The sequence below is a fragment of the Pseudomonas sp. LBUM1643 genome, from assembly GCF_059716215.1.
This window is the reverse complement of record NZ_CP166813.1, coordinates 5,553,969-5,568,898: the sequence shown is the minus strand read 5'-3', so window position 1 is coordinate 5,568,898 and position 14,930 is coordinate 5,553,969. Positions and strand designations below refer to the sequence as shown.

15 protein-coding genes are annotated in these 14,930 nt (G+C 58.6%); 12 read left to right on the top strand and 3 right to left on the bottom strand.

Annotated features, from left to right (window positions below; translation table 11 throughout):
• Positions 1-219, bottom strand: a complete 219-nt coding sequence (locus ACA063_RS25155; RefSeq protein WP_162437760.1) for a hypothetical protein — start codon at positions 217-219, stop codon at positions 1-3.
• Here ACA063_RS25155 and ribF point away from each other — a divergent pair.
• The 5 genes from ribF (at position 127) to ispH (ending at position 6,041) form a co-directional block, all read left to right on the top strand.
• Positions 127-1,077 (top strand): bifunctional riboflavin kinase/FAD synthetase, encoded by a 951-nt coding sequence (ribF, locus tag ACA063_RS25150; RefSeq protein WP_162437782.1) that lies wholly within the window; start codon positions 127-129, stop codon positions 1,075-1,077. The genes ACA063_RS25155 and ribF overlap by 93 nt on opposite strands.
• The gene (gene ileS, locus ACA063_RS25145; RefSeq protein WP_194692801.1) at positions 1,078-3,909 is read left to right on the top strand and encodes an isoleucine--tRNA ligase; all 2,832 of its coding nucleotides are present in this window, start codon (positions 1,078-1,080) and stop codon (positions 3,907-3,909) included.
• Positions 3,902-4,414, top strand: coding sequence for a signal peptidase II (lspA, locus tag ACA063_RS25140; RefSeq protein ID WP_162437784.1), 513 nt, complete (start codon positions 3,902-3,904; stop codon positions 4,412-4,414). Before ileS ends, lspA begins: the two co-directional genes overlap by 8 nt.
• Positions 4,407-4,859 (top strand): FKBP-type peptidyl-prolyl cis-trans isomerase, encoded by a 453-nt coding sequence (gene fkpB, locus ACA063_RS25135; RefSeq protein WP_490147755.1) that lies wholly within the window; start codon positions 4,407-4,409, stop codon positions 4,857-4,859. Before lspA ends, fkpB begins: the two co-directional genes overlap by 8 nt.
• A gap of 234 nt (positions 4,860-5,093) precedes the next feature.
• A complete protein-coding gene (ispH, locus tag ACA063_RS25130; RefSeq protein ID WP_162437786.1) occupies positions 5,094-6,041 on the top strand; it encodes a 4-hydroxy-3-methylbut-2-enyl diphosphate reductase in 948 nt (315 codons plus the stop codon).
• On the opposite strand, the gene ACA063_RS25125 is transcribed toward ispH, so the two are convergent.
• Positions 6,018-6,560: a GspH/FimT family pseudopilin gene (locus ACA063_RS25125; protein ID WP_497663774.1), complete on the bottom strand. Its 543-nt coding sequence runs from the start codon at positions 6,558-6,560 to the stop codon at positions 6,018-6,020. The genes ispH and ACA063_RS25125 overlap by 24 nt on opposite strands.
• Before the next feature lie 130 nt (positions 6,561-6,690).
• Here ACA063_RS25125 and ACA063_RS25120 point away from each other — a divergent pair, with 130 nt between their 5' ends.
• The 7 genes from ACA063_RS25120 to thiO are packed head-to-tail and all read left to right on the top strand — an operon-like array spanning position 6,691 to position 13,459.
• Positions 6,691-7,164, top strand: a complete 474-nt coding sequence (locus ACA063_RS25120; protein ID WP_497663773.1) for a GspH/FimT family pseudopilin — start codon at positions 6,691-6,693, stop codon at positions 7,162-7,164.
• Positions 7,161-7,610 (top strand): type IV pilus modification protein PilV, encoded by a 450-nt coding sequence (pilV, locus tag ACA063_RS25115; RefSeq protein ID WP_497663772.1) that lies wholly within the window; start codon positions 7,161-7,163, stop codon positions 7,608-7,610. Before ACA063_RS25120 ends, pilV begins: the two co-directional genes overlap by 4 nt.
• Positions 7,607-8,320, top strand: coding sequence for a PilW family protein (locus tag ACA063_RS25110; RefSeq protein WP_497663771.1), 714 nt, complete (start codon positions 7,607-7,609; stop codon positions 8,318-8,320). Before pilV ends, ACA063_RS25110 begins: the two co-directional genes overlap by 4 nt.
• Positions 8,321-8,331: 11 nt before the next feature.
• Positions 8,332-8,814, top strand: a complete 483-nt coding sequence (locus tag ACA063_RS25105) for a pilus assembly PilX family protein (RefSeq protein ID WP_497663770.1) — start codon at positions 8,332-8,334, stop codon at positions 8,812-8,814.
• Positions 8,801-11,881: a pilus assembly protein gene (locus ACA063_RS25100; protein WP_497663769.1), complete on the top strand. Its 3,081-nt coding sequence runs from the start codon at positions 8,801-8,803 to the stop codon at positions 11,879-11,881. The genes ACA063_RS25105 and ACA063_RS25100 overlap by 14 nt, the downstream gene beginning before the upstream one ends.
• A 14-nt stretch (positions 11,882-11,895) precedes the next feature.
• Entirely contained in the window at positions 11,896-12,303 is a 408-nt protein-coding gene (locus ACA063_RS25095; protein ID WP_162437793.1) for a type IV pilin protein, read from the top strand.
• Between the two features lie 55 nt (positions 12,304-12,358).
• Positions 12,359-13,459, top strand: coding sequence for a glycine oxidase ThiO (gene thiO / locus ACA063_RS25090; RefSeq protein WP_497663768.1), 1,101 nt, complete (start codon positions 12,359-12,361; stop codon positions 13,457-13,459).
• Between the two features lie 129 nt (positions 13,460-13,588).
• Here thiO and ACA063_RS25085 read toward each other — a convergent pair whose 3' ends face one another.
• Positions 13,589-14,929, bottom strand: coding sequence for a sigma-54-dependent transcriptional regulator (locus ACA063_RS25085; protein ID WP_497663767.1), 1,341 nt, complete (start codon positions 14,927-14,929; stop codon positions 13,589-13,591).
• Position 14,930: the final 1 nt, after the last annotated feature.

Here is a 14,930-nt window from a genome sequence, read left to right as displayed (position 1 = left end):
TCACGACGCGATAAACACGGGCGAGTCGGTGTTTTTGTCGGCTCGATCACTTTGGGTTACGGTGTTGCCTGTCGTCGGCCGCCGGGTGTGGTTATAATCGACCACTTTATGAGCAAGAAGCGCGTTATGCAGCTGGTTCGAGGCCTCCACAATCTGCGCCCCCAGCATCGGGGCTGTGTCGCCACTATTGGCAACTTTGACGGTGTTCACCGTGGCCACCAGGCAATCCTGGCGAGGCTCCGTGAGCGTGCGCTCGAGTTGGGCGTGCCCAGCTGCGTGGTCATTTTCGAGCCGCAACCGCGAGAGTTTTTCGCTCCGGACACGGCACCTGCCCGTCTGGCCCGGCTGCGAGACAAACTGCAGCTGCTGGCCGACGAAGGCGTTGACCGCGTTTTGTGCCTGGCCTTCAACCAACGCCTGAGCAAGCTCAGCGCCAGTGAATTCGTCGATACTATTCTGGTGGATGGCCTGGGCGTTCAGCACCTTGAGGTCGGTGACGACTTCCGTTTCGGCTGTGACCGGGTGGGGGACTTCGATTTTCTGCAACAGGCCGGCGTCATGCAGGGCTTTACCGTAGAGGCGGCGCAAACCGTGGAACTGGACGGTATTCGCGTCAGCAGTACGCAGGTTCGCAACGCCTTGGCCGCTGCTGATTTTGTCTTGGCCGAGCGTCTGCTGGGTCGTCCCTACAGGATTGCCGGGCGGGTATTGCATGGTCAGAAGCTGGCGCGCCAACTGGGTACGCCCACGGCCAACATCCAGCTCAAGCGTCGTCGGGTTCCACTGACCGGTGTTTATCTGGTCAATGTCGATATCGACGGCAAGACCTGGCCTGGCGTCGCCAACATTGGCGTGCGGCCAACGGTTCAGGGCGATGGCAAGGCTCACCTCGAAGTACATCTTTTAGATTTTGCCGGCGATCTGTATGACCGGCGTTTGACGGTGGTTTTCCACCACAAGCTGCGTGAAGAGCAGCGTTTCGCCTCTCTGGAGGCGCTTAAGACGGCGATCAATGCGGATGTCGCCGCCGCCCGTGCCCTGTCGCACCTAGCGCCAATCGCTAATGAAGAGCCTTAAATGACCGACTATAAAGCCACGCTAAACCTTCCGGACACCGCCTTCCCAATGAAGGCCGGCCTGCCTCAGCGCGAACCGCAGATTCTGCAGCGCTGGGACAGCATTGGCCTGTACGGTAAGTTGCGCGAAATTGGCAAGGATCGTCCGAAGTTCGTGCTTCACGACGGTCCTCCGTACGCCAACGGCACGATTCACATCGGTCACGCACTGAACAAGATTCTCAAGGACATGATCATCCGCTCGAAAACCCTGTCGGGTTTCGACGCGCCTTATGTTCCGGGTTGGGACTGTCACGGCCTGCCGATCGAGCACAAAGTCGAAGTGACCCACGGCAAGAACCTGGGCGCGGATAAAACCCGCGAGCTGTGCCGTGCCTACGCCACCGAGCAGATCGAAGGTCAGAAATCCGAATTCATCCGTCTCGGTGTGTTGGGCGACTTCGCCAATCCGTACAAGACCATGGACTTCAAAAACGAGGCGGGTGAAATCCGTGCCCTGGCGGAAATCGTCAAGGGCGGCTTCGTGTTCAAGGGCTTGAAGCCAGTGAACTGGTGCTTCGACTGCGGCTCGGCTCTTGCCGAAGCGGAAGTCGAGTACGAGAACAAGAAGTCCGCGACCATTGACGTGGCCTTCCCGATTGCCGATGAGGCCCAATTGGCTGCGGCTTTCGGTCTGTCGTCGCTGACCAAGCCCGCTTCGATCGTGATCTGGACCACCACGCCGTGGACCATCCCCGCCAACCAGGCGCTGAACGTACACCCGGAATTCAATTACGCCCTGGTCGACGTCGGCGACAAACTGCTGGTGCTGGCTGAAGAGCTGGTCGAGTCTTGCCTGGCCCGTTACAGCCTGGAAGGTTCGGTCATCGCGACCACGACCGGTAAAGAGCTGGAACTGATCAACTTCCGTCATCCGTTCTACGATCGCCTGTCGCCCGTTTATCTGGCCGACTACGTTGAGCTGGGCGCTGGCACTGGCGTGGTTCACTCCGCCCCGGCTTACGGCGTGGACGACTTCGTGACTTGCAAGAAATACGGCATGGTCAACGATGACATCCTCAATCTGGTGCAGAGCAACGGCGTCTACGTTCCGTCGCTGGAGTTTTTCGGCGGCCAGTTCATCTGGAAAGCCAACCCGGCCATCGTCGACAAGCTGACCGAGGTCGGTGCGCTGCTGCACACAACCATCATCGAACACAGCTACATGCACTGCTGGCGTCACAAGACGCCGCTGATCTATCGCGCCACCGCGCAATGGTTCATCGGCATGGACAAAGAGCCTGCAACTGGTGAAACCCTGCGCAAGCGGGCAATCAAAGCCATCGAAGAAACCAAGTTCGTGCCGGCCTGGGGCCAGGCGCGCCTGCACTCGATGATTGCTAACCGTCCGGACTGGTGCATCTCCCGTCAGCGCAACTGGGGCGTGCCGATCCCGTTTTTCCTGAACAAGGAAAGCGGCGAGCTGCACCCACGTACCGTTGAACTGATGGAAGAAGTCGCCAAGCGCGTAGAAGTCGAAGGCATCGAAGCCTGGTTCAAGATGGACGCTGCCGAACTGCTCGGTGACGAAGCGCCGCAGTACGACAAGATCAGTGACACCCTGGATGTCTGGTTCGATTCAGGCACCACGCATTGGCACGTCCTGCGCGGTTCGCATCCGATGGGCCACGAAACCGGCCCGCGCGCCGACCTGTACCTCGAAGGTTCCGACCAGCACCGCGGGTGGTTCCACTCCTCGTTGCTGACCGGTTGTGCGATCGACAATCACGCGCCCTACCGCGAGCTGCTGACTCACGGCTTCACCGTCGACGAGTCCGGCCGCAAGATGTCCAAGTCCTTGGGCAACGTGATCGCTCCGCAAAAAGTCAACGACACCCTGGGCGCAGACATCATGCGTCTGTGGGTGGCTTCCACCGATTACTCGGGTGAAATGGCGGTTTCCGAGCAGATTCTGCAGCGCAGCGCGGACGCTTACCGGCGTATCCGTAACACCGCTCGCTTCCTGCTTTCCAACCTGACCGGTTTCAACCCGGCCACCGATATTCTGCCGGCCGAAGAAATGCTGGCACTGGATCGTTGGGCCGTGGACCGTACCTTGCTGCTGCAGCGCGAGCTGCAAGAGCACTACGGCGAATACCGCTTCTGGAACGTCTACTCCAAGATCCATAACTTCTGCGTGCAGGAGCTGGGCGGTTTCTACCTCGACATCATCAAGGACCGTCAGTACACCACTGGCGCTAACAGCAAGGCTCGCCGTTCAGCGCAAACTGCGCTGTACCACATCTCCGAAGCGCTGGTGCGCTGGATCGCGCCGATCCTGGCGTTCACCGCTGACGAACTGTGGGAATACCTGCCGGGCGAGCGTAACGAATCGGTGATGCTCAACACCTGGTACGAAGGCCTGACCGAGTTGCCGGAAAATGTCGAATTGGGCCGCGCCTACTGGGAGCGGATCATGGCGGTGAAGGTAGCGGTCAACAAAGAAATGGAAATCCAGCGCGCGGCCAAAGCCGTCGGTGGCAACTTGCAAGCCGAAGTAACGCTGTTTGCCGAAGAAGCGTTGAGCGCCGACCTGGCCAAGCTGAGCAACGAACTGCGCTTTGTACTGATCACCTCGACCGCCAGCGTTGCACCTTTCGTGCAGGCACCGGCCGACGCGGTAGTCACCGAAGTCAGCGGTCTGAAGCTTAAAGTGGTCAAGTCGAGCTTCGCCAAGTGCGCCCGTTGCTGGCACTGCCGCGAAGACGTTGGCGTGAACCCGGAACATCCGGAAATCTGCGGTCGTTGTGTCGACAACATCAGCGGCGCTGGCGAGGTTCGCCACTATGCCTAATGGCGTTGGTCGTTTCGGACGACTGAGCTGGCTCTGGTTGAGCTTGCTGGTTTTGGTCATTGACCAGGCCAGCAAGTTCTACTTCGAAGGCTCGCTGAGCATGTACCAGCAAATCGTGGTGATCCCCGATTACTTCAGCTGGACCCTGGCCTACAACACGGGCGCTGCGTTCAGCTTCCTGGCCGACAGCTCCGGCTGGCAGCGCTGGCTGTTTGCGTTGATCGCGATTGTGGTCAGTGCCGTGCTGGTGGTCTGGCTCAAGCGTCTGGGGCGCAACGAAACCTGGCTGGCAGTTGCGCTGGCCCTGGTGCTCGGTGGCGCGCTGGGCAATCTGTACGACCGCATTGCCTTGGGCCATGTGATCGATTTCATCCTGGTGCATTGGCAGAACCGCTGGTATTTCCCGGCGTTCAACTTTGCCGACAGTGCTATTACTGTTGGTGCCGTGATGCTTGCACTGGATATGTTCAAAAGTAAAAAGACCGGAGAAGCCGTTCATGACTGAACACGTATTGGCTGAGCAACGCATCCGCCAGAACACGGAAGTCACCTTGCACTTCGCACTGCGCCTGGAGAACGGCGATACTGTCGACAGCACTTTCGACAAAGCCCCGGCGACCTTCAAGGTCGGTGATGGCAACCTGTTGCCAGGGTTCGAAGCAGCACTGTTTGGCTTCAAGGCGGGCGACAAGCGTACCCTGGCGATTGCGCCGGAAAACGCCTTCGGACAGCCCAACCCGCAGAATGTGCAGATCATCCCGCGCTCGCAGTTCCAGGGCATGGACCTGTCTCCGGGCTTGTTGGTGATCTTCAACGATGCGGCGAATACCGAGTTGCCCGGCGTGGTGAAAGAGTTCGATGATGAGCAAGTGACCATCGACTTCAATCACCCGCTGGCTGGCAAGACATTGACGTTTGACGTTGAGATTATCAGCGTCACATCGCTGTAAATTGTGGTAACAAGCCTTTGTGGCGAGGGGATTTATCCCCGTTCGATTGCGAAGCAATCGTAAATAAGGCACCCCGTTCTCATTCAAGACCGTGGTGGTTGGGTTTAGGGTCGCTTCGCGCCCTAACGGGGCGGTGCGACGTTTCGCTAAATCCCCTCGCCACAGCAGGCTTGTTCCCACAGTAGATTTTTCACTGTTTTCGCTATTTCTTGCGCGCAAGACACGAGGCACAGCATGCAAATCAAACTCGCCAATCCCCGTGGCTTCTGCGCCGGTGTGGACCGGGCGATCGAAATCGTCAACCGCGCTCTGGAAGTTTTCGGGCCGCCTATCTATGTGCGCCACGAAGTGGTGCATAACAAATTCGTCGTTGAAGACCTGCGGGCTCGCGGGGCGATCTTCGTCGAAGAACTGGATCAGGTGCCGGATGACGTCATCGTGATCTTCAGTGCCCACGGCGTCTCCCAGGCGGTCCGTACCGAAGCCGCCGGCCGCGGCCTGAAGGTGTTCGACGCAACGTGCCCGCTGGTCACCAAGGTGCATATCGAAGTTGCACGCTATAGCCGTGACGGGCGCGAATGCATCCTCATCGGCCACGCCGGTCATCCGGAAGTCGAAGGCACCATGGGCCAGTACGATGGCAGCAATGGTGGTGCGATCTACCTGGTCGAAGACGAAAAAGATGTCGCCGCGCTGCAAGTGAGCAATCCCGAAAGGCTCGCGTTCGTGACCCAGACCACGCTCTCCATGGACGATACCAGTCGCGTCATTGATGCCCTGCGTGCGCGCTTCCCGGCGATCGGTGGTCCACGCAAGGACGACATCTGCTACGCCACGCAAAACCGGCAGGACGCGGTCAAGCAATTGGCTGATGAATGCGATGTGGTCTTGGTAGTCGGCAGCCCTAACAGCTCCAACTCCAATCGCCTGCGTGAACTGGCTGAACGCATGGCCACCCCGGCCTACTTGATCGACGGCGCCGAGGACCTGCAAAAGAGCTGGTTCGACGGTGTCGAGCGGATCGGCATTACTGCCGGCGCCTCCGCACCGGAAGTGCTGGTGCGTGGTGTGATCCAGCAGTTGCAGGCGTGGGGTGCTACCGGTGCCGATGAATTGGCCGGGCGCGAGGAAAACATCACGTTCTCCATGCCCAAGGAATTACGCGTCCGCTCCCTTCTCTGAGTCTTCTCCTCCCACGCACAAAGCCTGTGCAGTTTTATCACTGCGCAGGCTGACGCGGCCGTTGGAAGCCAACACCACCTGGTGTTGGCTTAGCGGTTCGCGAGTTGCACAGACATGCAATGTCCCTCCTTGAAACCCTCCGCCCATTGGTTGGCCGAGACCGGTAAATCGTATGGATGTCGTAACACGCGTGTTGCCTACAATCGGCGCACGGTTGCCACTCTGACGCTCGATCAACACTGGATTGTCGCTGTCCTCATACCCCTTGCCGCTGACATCCACAATGATCCGCCACCCCTGACTCCAATCGCCATCGATGCCGTGAATCATCACGGTCTGATTGCGCGTGATCGCCTCGCTTCTTGCGCTGCGCACACCCGCGACTAAAGACTTCGCCGCTTCTTCGCGATGGTTCGATTCGGTGAGTGCTGCGAACGCCGGACTGACCAACGACAGAACAATCCCGGCGATCGTCAGTCCCATAAGCAGTTCGATCAGACTGAAACCTTGCTGGCGCATGACATCTCCCTCCCTGGAGTGTGGTGACACGCACATTCGAGCGCGACTAATGGCAAAACAACCATACATCTGCCAGCTGAATGTTCTAGCGTGTAACAGCAGGTATAGCCGACGGCAACGGAGGGCATCGATGGATCATCGTACAAAAGGTTTCACGCTGATCGAGTTGTTGGTCGCGCTCGCCATTTTTTTGATCCTGATCACGCTGGCGGTACCGGCGTTCACCAGTTCGGTTCAAGGGACCAAGGCTGATACCGAGATCGGTGACCTGCGACGCGCTTTGAATTTCGCCCGGCTGGAGGCGATCGACCGGGGCATCACCACACGGGTTCGTCCTACGGCGGGTGGTAGTGTCTGGACCGGTGAATTGACGGTGTATGAGGGGACTGGCACGCCCGCCAATGTATTGCGGGTTGTTCCCGCAATGAGCAGCGGCGCGACTCTGACGCTACCCTCAGGAGTGACCGCCATCGACTTCAACAACCTGGGCGGGTTGTCTGCGCCTTCCACTGCGGTGGCGATCAGCTATGCGCTGGGCGCGCAAAGCAGGACACTGAATGTGTGTTTGAACGGACGAATCATATTGAGCGGAAATTGCGGATGAGGGGATGGAGCAAACGCGCACAGGAAGGCACGACGCTGATTGAAGTCCTGGTTGCGATGTTGATTCTGGCTGTGGGCCTGTTGGGGGCAGCGGCCATTCAACTCAATGCGTTGAAGTACACCGACAGCTCGCGGATGACCAGTCAGGCCAGTTTTATTGCCTACGACATGATGGATCGAATTCGCGCCAACTCGGCAGCCGATTACACGGTCACGCCACCCACCTCGGCCAACCTGAGCGTCGCCCGGGATCAGGATCTCTACGACTTCACCACCAACATCGCAAGTGCCCTCGGCGCCACCGCCACGGGCAGCGTTGCCCTCAATCAGCGGGTATACACCATCACAATCACCTGGGATGACTCCCGAGCCGCCAACACCGCCAATTCCCGTCGCAGTTTCGTATTGACCAGTCGTGCCACCGTCGACCCGGTGTCTACACCATGACCCGGCGCGACAGCGGTTTCGGCCTGGTCGAACTATTGATCGCGACAGCGTTGAGCTTGATCGTGGTGTTGGGCGTTGCGCAGATTTTTATCGCCGCCAAAAATACCTATGTCACCCAGAACAGCGCCGCCAACATGCAGGAAGATGCACGCTTTGTGCTGAGCAAGATGATTCAGGAGATTCGCATGGTGGGCATGTTCGGTTGTCTGGGGACGATTACCGAGGCGCCCCCGGTCAGCGACTTCAGTGCCAGTCAAATCACGCCCATCAGTTGGGACAACGCCAACCTTAAACTTACGCTCGTGACCGCTGATGTTGGGGGGAGCGGGGGTATGCCGACCTGGACTGTGATTTCCGACTGCCGAAGTACCGCAACGGCCTATCCGCAGACAAAGGCCCCTGCCTCAGGGCAGCTGGCGTTTCCGATTCGACGATTGATCTATAGCCTGAAAAATGGACAGCTGACGATGGGGGCGGGAATTGGTTCGCCGACTCAGTTTGTTCTCGTGGATAACGTCAGCGCGTTCAATGTGAGCTTTGGCATGGCCAGTTCTGCCACGGACGCTGCTGCCTCCAGTTACAGCAGCAATCCTTCAGACCCCGCGCGAATCCGCAGCGTGCGACTGACGTTGACGCTTACGGACCCCGACAAGCGGGTACGCGATCAAACCTTCAACGTGGTTGCCGCCTTGCGCAACCGCTTGCCATGAGAGGAGGGCCGATGAGTTTTTCTGCAGTCACCCCTCACTCCCAGCGCGGCATGGCGCTACTGGTTAGCCTGGTATTCCTGTTGTTGTTAACACTGATCGGTATTTCCTCGATGCAGAACGCCACCCTGCAGGAAAAAATGGCGACCAGCGTGTCCTTGCGCAATCAATCGTTCCAGAATGCCGAAGCAGCATTGCGCATCGGCGAAAGTGCCGTGCAACTGGACACTTTTTCATTGGCGGTTTGCAGTGGCACCGTCCAGTGCGCGCCACCTGCGGAGTCGTCATCCATTAACGGCGCCGGGTTCAATGCGACCTCCGGTGTCACCTGGATTGCGGCCGGCAGCGGTTTCTATGGCGTACAGAACCTTGGCACCACCTTGAATGCCGTGAATGTACCGAGCAACACCTCGGCGACGTTGTACCGGGTCACGGCAGTGGCCGTGGTGGGCAACAACGTTCGCAGTGTGGTGGAGAGCATCTATGCGAAGTACTGAGAGCAGCGCCGGGTGGTGGCAAATACTGTGCGGCGCGCTGGTGGGTTTGTATCTCTCGGCACCGGCCTATGCGTTTACGCCGTCCGACTCACCGCTGTTGAGTGCGGCGGCCGTGGCGCCGAATGTGATGCTGCTTATCGATGACTCAGGCAGCATGAACAACATCATTTACGCTGCTGCCTTCGACCCGACGGCAAACTGGACGCCAGCCCGCGAGTGCAACTCATTCCTGGGTTTATGCTTGAGTTCGTCCGCGATCACGGGGGATTCGATCTTTCTCTCGAGCCTGGCAACGTCAGGCTGCACAAGCGGCTACAACGCTTTTTATAACAACTCACTGGCGCCCCTGTGCATCAAGTTGCCTGACCCGGCGGGGAACGGCGATACACGGTATTCGGGGGACTACATTTCCTACGTGGTCGGTTTGGCGAATGGGCAGAAAACCGACTTTTCAACCGCCAGTTCCCCCATTCCCATCGACTCGCGCATCAGTGTTGCGCGAAATGTATCAACCGCGTTGGTCAGGGCGAATCGCACGTTGCGCATCGGGCTTGCCACCTTCAATGCGGTCAACAGCAACAACCGCGGCAATGGTGGTTACATCGCGGTCCCCATCGACGATCTGACGACAGATGCCAAATTCAAGACGCTGACCGATTCAATCGCGGCCTTGGGTGCCGTGGCGAACACGCCGCTGGCAGAAACCTATTACGAAGTCACTCGTTACATGCGCGGTCTGGCTCCGTACTACAACACCACGCCGAGCCTGTACACGAGCCCGATCCAGTATCGCTGCCAGAAAAACTATGGGGTGGTGATTACCGATGGGTTGCCAACCTATGACCGTACCTTTCCCACGAACGACCCTCAAGCCATTGCCCAGGGCGGCCCCCGACTGCCGAACTGGGATGGCATCAACAATGATGGCGATAATCCGCTGGGCGGCGACGACGAAGGTGATTCGCTGTTTCTGGATGACATCGCCAAGTTTGCCTTCGACATCGACATGCGCTCGACCGGTGTCGATCTGGCGAAAAAAAGCTGGGACGCGACGGACTTTCCCAAGCAGAACATGAACACCTACACCGTGGGCTTCACCACCGCCAATCAGATGCTGGAGGATGCCGCGAAGTACGGCCAGGGCAAGTACTACCTGGCAACCGACAGTACTGGCCTGACCACCGCGCTGTCATCGGCCTTGAGTGACATTACCTCCAAGGCGGGTTCAGGGGGCAGCGGCACCACCAGCAGCACGATCGTCGGGTCGGGTTCCTCGTACTATCAGACCAGCTACGACCCCAAAGACTGGCGCGGCACCATCAAAGCGTTCGGCTTCACTTCTACCGGCGCGGTGGACACATCTTCGGTGCTCTGGACCACGGACAAGACCATTGTCCCCGGCGCAACGGCGCCCACTTACCAGTCCTGGAACTCCCTGAACAACGCACCCGTGACATTGGCGTTCACGAATTTCTCCCCTGCGCAGCAGACAATCCTGAACCAGGGGCTGCCCACCAACGTTAGCGGTGGCGATCTGGTGGAGTGGAGCAAGGGGACGAACAAGGCCGGGTTGAAGGTACGCAGCGTTTTGCTCGGCGACGTCATCAACTCGCCACTGGTACTCGCTTCTCCCTCGGAGAAAACCGCTTCGGATTTATCGGGTAATTCGAGCTATACCACCTATCTGGCCAAGAAGGCCCTTAACATGACGGCCAGTCTGGTGGAAAACGGCAACGATGGTTTTGTCAGCGTCATCAATGCAAGCAATGGCGTGCGACGTTATGCCTACATGCCCTCCAGTGTGTTGCCATCGCTGCGCTACATTGCCGATGTCGCTTACATCAACGGCGTCAGCCACAAATTCCTGGTGGACGGTCAGGTGGGCGTGTTCGACGCCCAACTCGACAGTGACTGGAAAACCCTGGCGCTGGGCGGAGCAGGTGCCGGTGGCCGGACGTATTACGCGTTGCAGTTGTTCGATGCTTCGCCTAACAACCAGCCCAAGGCGTTATGGGAGATCAGCGCGCCGGCCACGGCAACCCCGTCGAATGCTTTCAACGATCTGGGTTACGCCTACGCCCGTCCCGAGGTGGCACGCCTGGATGATGGTCGCTGGGCGGCGTTTATCTCAAACGGTTATGGCAGCAATTCGGGTGTGGCGGCGTTGTACGTCGTCGATATCCGCAACGGCTCGCTGATCAGGAAAATCGTGGTCGACAGTACCGAAACCACGAACGGCCTGTCCTCGGTGAAACTCAAGGTCAACTCCCAGAATGTGGTGCAGGCGGCTTATGGTGGCGACCTGAAAGGACGGCTGTGGAAGTTTGATTTAAGTAGTACAAATCCCGATGCATGGGGCGTGGCGTTCTCCGGTAAACCGTTGTTTACCGCCGCCGGGGGCGCCACCCAACCGATCACTGCGCAGCCGTTACTCGCGGACAATTCCCTGGGCGGCAAAGTGGTATTTTTTGGCACCGGCAAGTTCAACGAAACCGCCGATAAGACCAACAAGGACCTGCAGGCGTTTTATGCGGTGTGGGACGCGGATGGCGGCTCCGGGCAAATCACCACCGCGAGTCTGCAAGCTCAATCGGTCACGGGTGTGTTCTCGGGAAGCTCGGGGCAGTTCATCACTACCAGCCAGAACGACGTGACCTATCCGGCGGAGAAGGGCTGGTATTTGCCGTTGGTCTATAACAGTGCCCTGACCGGTGAACGGGTGATCAATCAGGCCGCTTTGGTGTTGGGGCGGATCGTCTTTACCACGGCCAGTGTCGACACCACCGACCCTTGCGCCAGTTTTGGCACGGGCAAACTGGTCGAACTCGATGCGTTCAGCGGTAAGATGCTCAACTACGCGGTGCTCGACACCAACGGTGACGGGTTGGTTGACGGCACGGACACGATTTCCAGCGGTGTGATCTTCACGGGCGGAATGCCGGTGCTCAACGCCATCGTCAACGGCGGCGCCCGCAAGATCGTGAACGACTCCAGCGGAACGCCAACGACGCTGGTGGAAAAGGCCGGCGGCGGTAGCCGTCGCATAATGTGGCGACAAATACAGTAAGTGAGAGTTGAGGCATGCGCAGATCCAACCGAGGTTTTACCCTGATCGAAATCATGATCGTAATTGCGATCATCGGGATCGTCATCACCATTGGCTACCCGAGCCTGACCGAATACGTGAAAAAGGGGCGCCGAACTGAAGTGGCGGGGTTGCTTTCGGAGCAGGCGCAGATACTCGAACGGTTCTACTCGAATTCGAAAACCAGTGTCTACACCGGTGCCACCGGGCTGAGCGCCGGCAATGACTTCTACACCATCACCCCGACGCTGACCGATCAGACCTTCCTGCTGACGGCTGTGCGCAAGGCTGGTACCGCCATGGCGGGTGACAAGTGCGGGGACTTCACCATCACTAATACCGGCATCAGGAGCATGGTGAACGCGACAGCCGGACTGACCACCAAGGACTGCTGGGGTCGCTGAGTTACTTTTTGAGCGCTCTTTGCGCCCTCTGTCTATCTAACGGTTGGATCAGAACATGACCAGGCAACAGCAAGTAGTGATTGTCGGCGGCGGCGTGATTGGCTTGCTGACAGCGTTCAATCTCGCGTCCGAAGTGCAAAGCGTGGTGCTGCTGGATCGCTCGAATGTTGGCCAGGAGTCGTCCTGGGCGGGTGGCGGGATCGTGTCGCCGCTCTATCCATGGCGATACAGCCCGGCCGTCACCGCGCTGGCGCACTGGTCACAGGATTTCTATCCACAGCTGGGCAGGCGATTGCATGCCGCGACCGGCGTCGATCCCGAGGTGCATGTCACCGGGCTGTATTGGCTGGATCTGGATGATGAAGCGCAAGCGCTGGCCTGGGCGCTGCGGGAAAACCGTCCGTTGCGGGCTGTGGATATTTCGGCGGCTCATGACGCGGTACCGGTGCTGGGTGCCGGTTTTTCGCGAGCGATCTACATGGCCGATGTCGCAAATGTACGTAATCCGCGCCTGGTGAAGTCCCTGAAGGCAGCGTTGCTGGCACTGCCCAACGTTACGATTCACGAACAGTGCGAGGTAGACGGGTTTATCCGCGAAGGTGATCAAGTGGTTGGTGTGCAAACATCCACGGGTGCCATCCGCGCCGACCAGGTCGTACTGACCGCAGGTGCGTGGAGCGGGGACTTGCTGAAAACCCTGGGTCTGGATTTGCCGGTTGAACCCGTGAAAGGGCAGATGATTCTTTACAAGTGCGCAGCGGATTTCCTGCCGAGTATGGTGCTGGCCAAGGGGCGCTATGCAATTCCACGGCGCGACGGGCACATCTTGATTGGCAGTACGCTGGAACATGAAGGTTACGACAAGACGCCGACCGAGGTGGCTCTGGAGAGCCTGAAGGCTTCGGCGGTGGAATTGATTCCAGCGTTGGCGGATGCCGAGGTGGTGGGGCATTGGGCCGGATTGCGTCCGGGGTCTCCGGAGGGGATTCCCTATATCGGGCCCGTTCCTGGATTTGACGGGCTCTGGCTCAATTGCGGGCATTATCGAAACGGGTTGGTGTTGGCACCTGCGTCGTGCCAGTTGTTTGCGGATGTGATGCTTGGGCGTGAACCGATTATTGATCCTGCGCCTTACGCGCCGACAGGCCGGATTTGACCACGGGACATGGGTCGTTTACTCGATAGTCATCGCGAGCAGGCTCGCTCCCACAGTGGATCTCAAGTGTCGCAGGATGCTGTGTTCAACCAAGATCCTGTGGGTGCGAGCCTGCTCGCGATGAGGCCCTCAATCGAGGCCCAATTTCTTGAGCCGATAACGCATCGACCTGAATGAAAGATTCAACCGCTGAGCCGCTGCGGTGCGGTTCCAGCGGGTTTCCTCCAGAGCCTGGAGAATCAGTTTTCGTTCAACGTTTTCCAGATAATCTTCCAGGTTGTCGATCTGTGTCAGATCTGGCACCTCACCCTCTGCAGTGCAGTTGCCATCGACCAGCCGCAGGTCGCTCGCCTCAATCTGCTTGTTTTCACACAACGTATGAGCGCGCTCAAGGACGTTTTCCAACTCCCGTACGTTGCCTGGGAAACGATAGTTTTTCAGCGCATCCAGAGCCTTGGGATGAAGTTTTGTGACGGGTTCGCCGCTGTCCGCTGCCAGGCGTTTAAGCACATGACTGGCGAGCAGTTCGATGTCGTCGCGACGTTCTCGCAAGGATGGAACCCGCAGTTCGATCACGTTGAGCCGATAGTACAAATCCTGACGAAAGCGTTCAGCGGCGACTTCAGCGTCGAGGTCTTTATGCGTGGCGCAGAGAATGCGGACATCAACGACGGTTTCCTGTTGACCGCCGACACTGCGCACGGCTTTTTCCTGAATGGCGCGCAGCAGTTTGACTTGCATTGCCAAAGGCAAGTCAGCCACTTCATCGAGGAACAAAGTACCGCCATGAGCGGCCTGGAACAGCCCTGGCTTGTCCTCGACAGCGCCGCTGAAGCTGCCTTTGCGGTGCCCAAAAAACTCGCTTTCCATCAACTCTGATGGAATCGCCCCGCAGTTCACCGGGATGAATGGCTGAGTGGTACGCGGACCCTGTTCATGGATCAGGCGTGCGACCAGTTCCTTGCCGCTTCCTGATTCGCCGCTGATGTAGACCGGTGCCTGGCTGCGAGCCAGTTTGTCGATGTGCTTACGCAGGTTACGCATGGGCAATGAATCACCCAGCAGCCGACGTTCGATTGACGTACTGGCGCCACCGGGCACAGGCAGGCGCAGTGCGCTGCTCACCAGCTCCCGCAAGCGGGTCAGGTCGACCGGTTTGGTCAGAAAGTCGAACGCGCCAGCCTTGAGGGCGTTGATCGCCGTTTCCAGGTTGCCATAGGCCGTGATCATCGCCACCGGCACTTGCGGGTAGCGCTGCTGTATGAACTGCACCAGCTCGAGTCCGGTACCGTCAGGCAGGCGCATGTCGGTCAGGCAAAGATCAAACTTCTCCCGAGCCAACAGCGCCTGGGCTTCGCCGAGGTCGCGAGCGCTGAACGTATCGAGCTTCATTCGGCCGAGCGTGATTTCCAGGAGTTCGCGTATGTCAGGCTCGTCATCGACGATCAGGATTTTTTGCAGTGGGCTCATG

What these genes read in the sequence shown, in the direction of transcription:
- ribF (WP_162437782.1), top strand. Translation starts at nt 127, where the DNA reads ATGCAGCTGGTTCGAGGCCTCCACAATCTGCGCCCCCAGCATCGGGGC.
- ileS (WP_194692801.1), top strand. Translation starts at nt 1,078, where the DNA reads ATGACCGACTATAAAGCCACGCTAAACCTTCCGGACACCGCCTTCCCA.
- lspA (WP_162437784.1), top strand. Translation starts at nt 3,902, where the DNA reads ATGCCTAATGGCGTTGGTCGTTTCGGACGACTGAGCTGGCTCTGGTTG.
- fkpB (WP_490147755.1), top strand. Translation starts at nt 4,407, where the DNA reads ATGACTGAACACGTATTGGCTGAGCAACGCATCCGCCAGAACACGGAA.
- ispH (WP_162437786.1), top strand. Translation starts at nt 5,094, where the DNA reads ATGCAAATCAAACTCGCCAATCCCCGTGGCTTCTGCGCCGGTGTGGAC.
- ACA063_RS25125 (WP_497663774.1), bottom strand. Translation starts at nt 6,560, where the DNA reads ATGCGCCAGCAAGGTTTCAGTCTGATCGAACTGCTTATGGGACTGACG.
- ACA063_RS25120 (WP_497663773.1), top strand. Translation starts at nt 6,691, where the DNA reads ATGGATCATCGTACAAAAGGTTTCACGCTGATCGAGTTGTTGGTCGCG.
- pilV (WP_497663772.1), top strand. Translation starts at nt 7,161, where the DNA reads ATGAGGGGATGGAGCAAACGCGCACAGGAAGGCACGACGCTGATTGAA.
- ACA063_RS25110 (WP_497663771.1), top strand. Translation starts at nt 7,607, where the DNA reads ATGACCCGGCGCGACAGCGGTTTCGGCCTGGTCGAACTATTGATCGCG.
- ACA063_RS25105 (WP_497663770.1), top strand. Translation starts at nt 8,332, where the DNA reads ATGAGTTTTTCTGCAGTCACCCCTCACTCCCAGCGCGGCATGGCGCTA.
- ACA063_RS25100 (WP_497663769.1), top strand. Translation starts at nt 8,801, where the DNA reads ATGCGAAGTACTGAGAGCAGCGCCGGGTGGTGGCAAATACTGTGCGGC.
- ACA063_RS25095 (WP_162437793.1), top strand. Translation starts at nt 11,896, where the DNA reads ATGCGCAGATCCAACCGAGGTTTTACCCTGATCGAAATCATGATCGTA.
- thiO (WP_497663768.1), top strand. Translation starts at nt 12,359, where the DNA reads ATGACCAGGCAACAGCAAGTAGTGATTGTCGGCGGCGGCGTGATTGGC.
- ACA063_RS25085 (WP_497663767.1), bottom strand. Translation starts at nt 14,929, where the DNA reads ATGAGCCCACTGCAAAAAATCCTGATCGTCGATGACGAGCCTGACATA.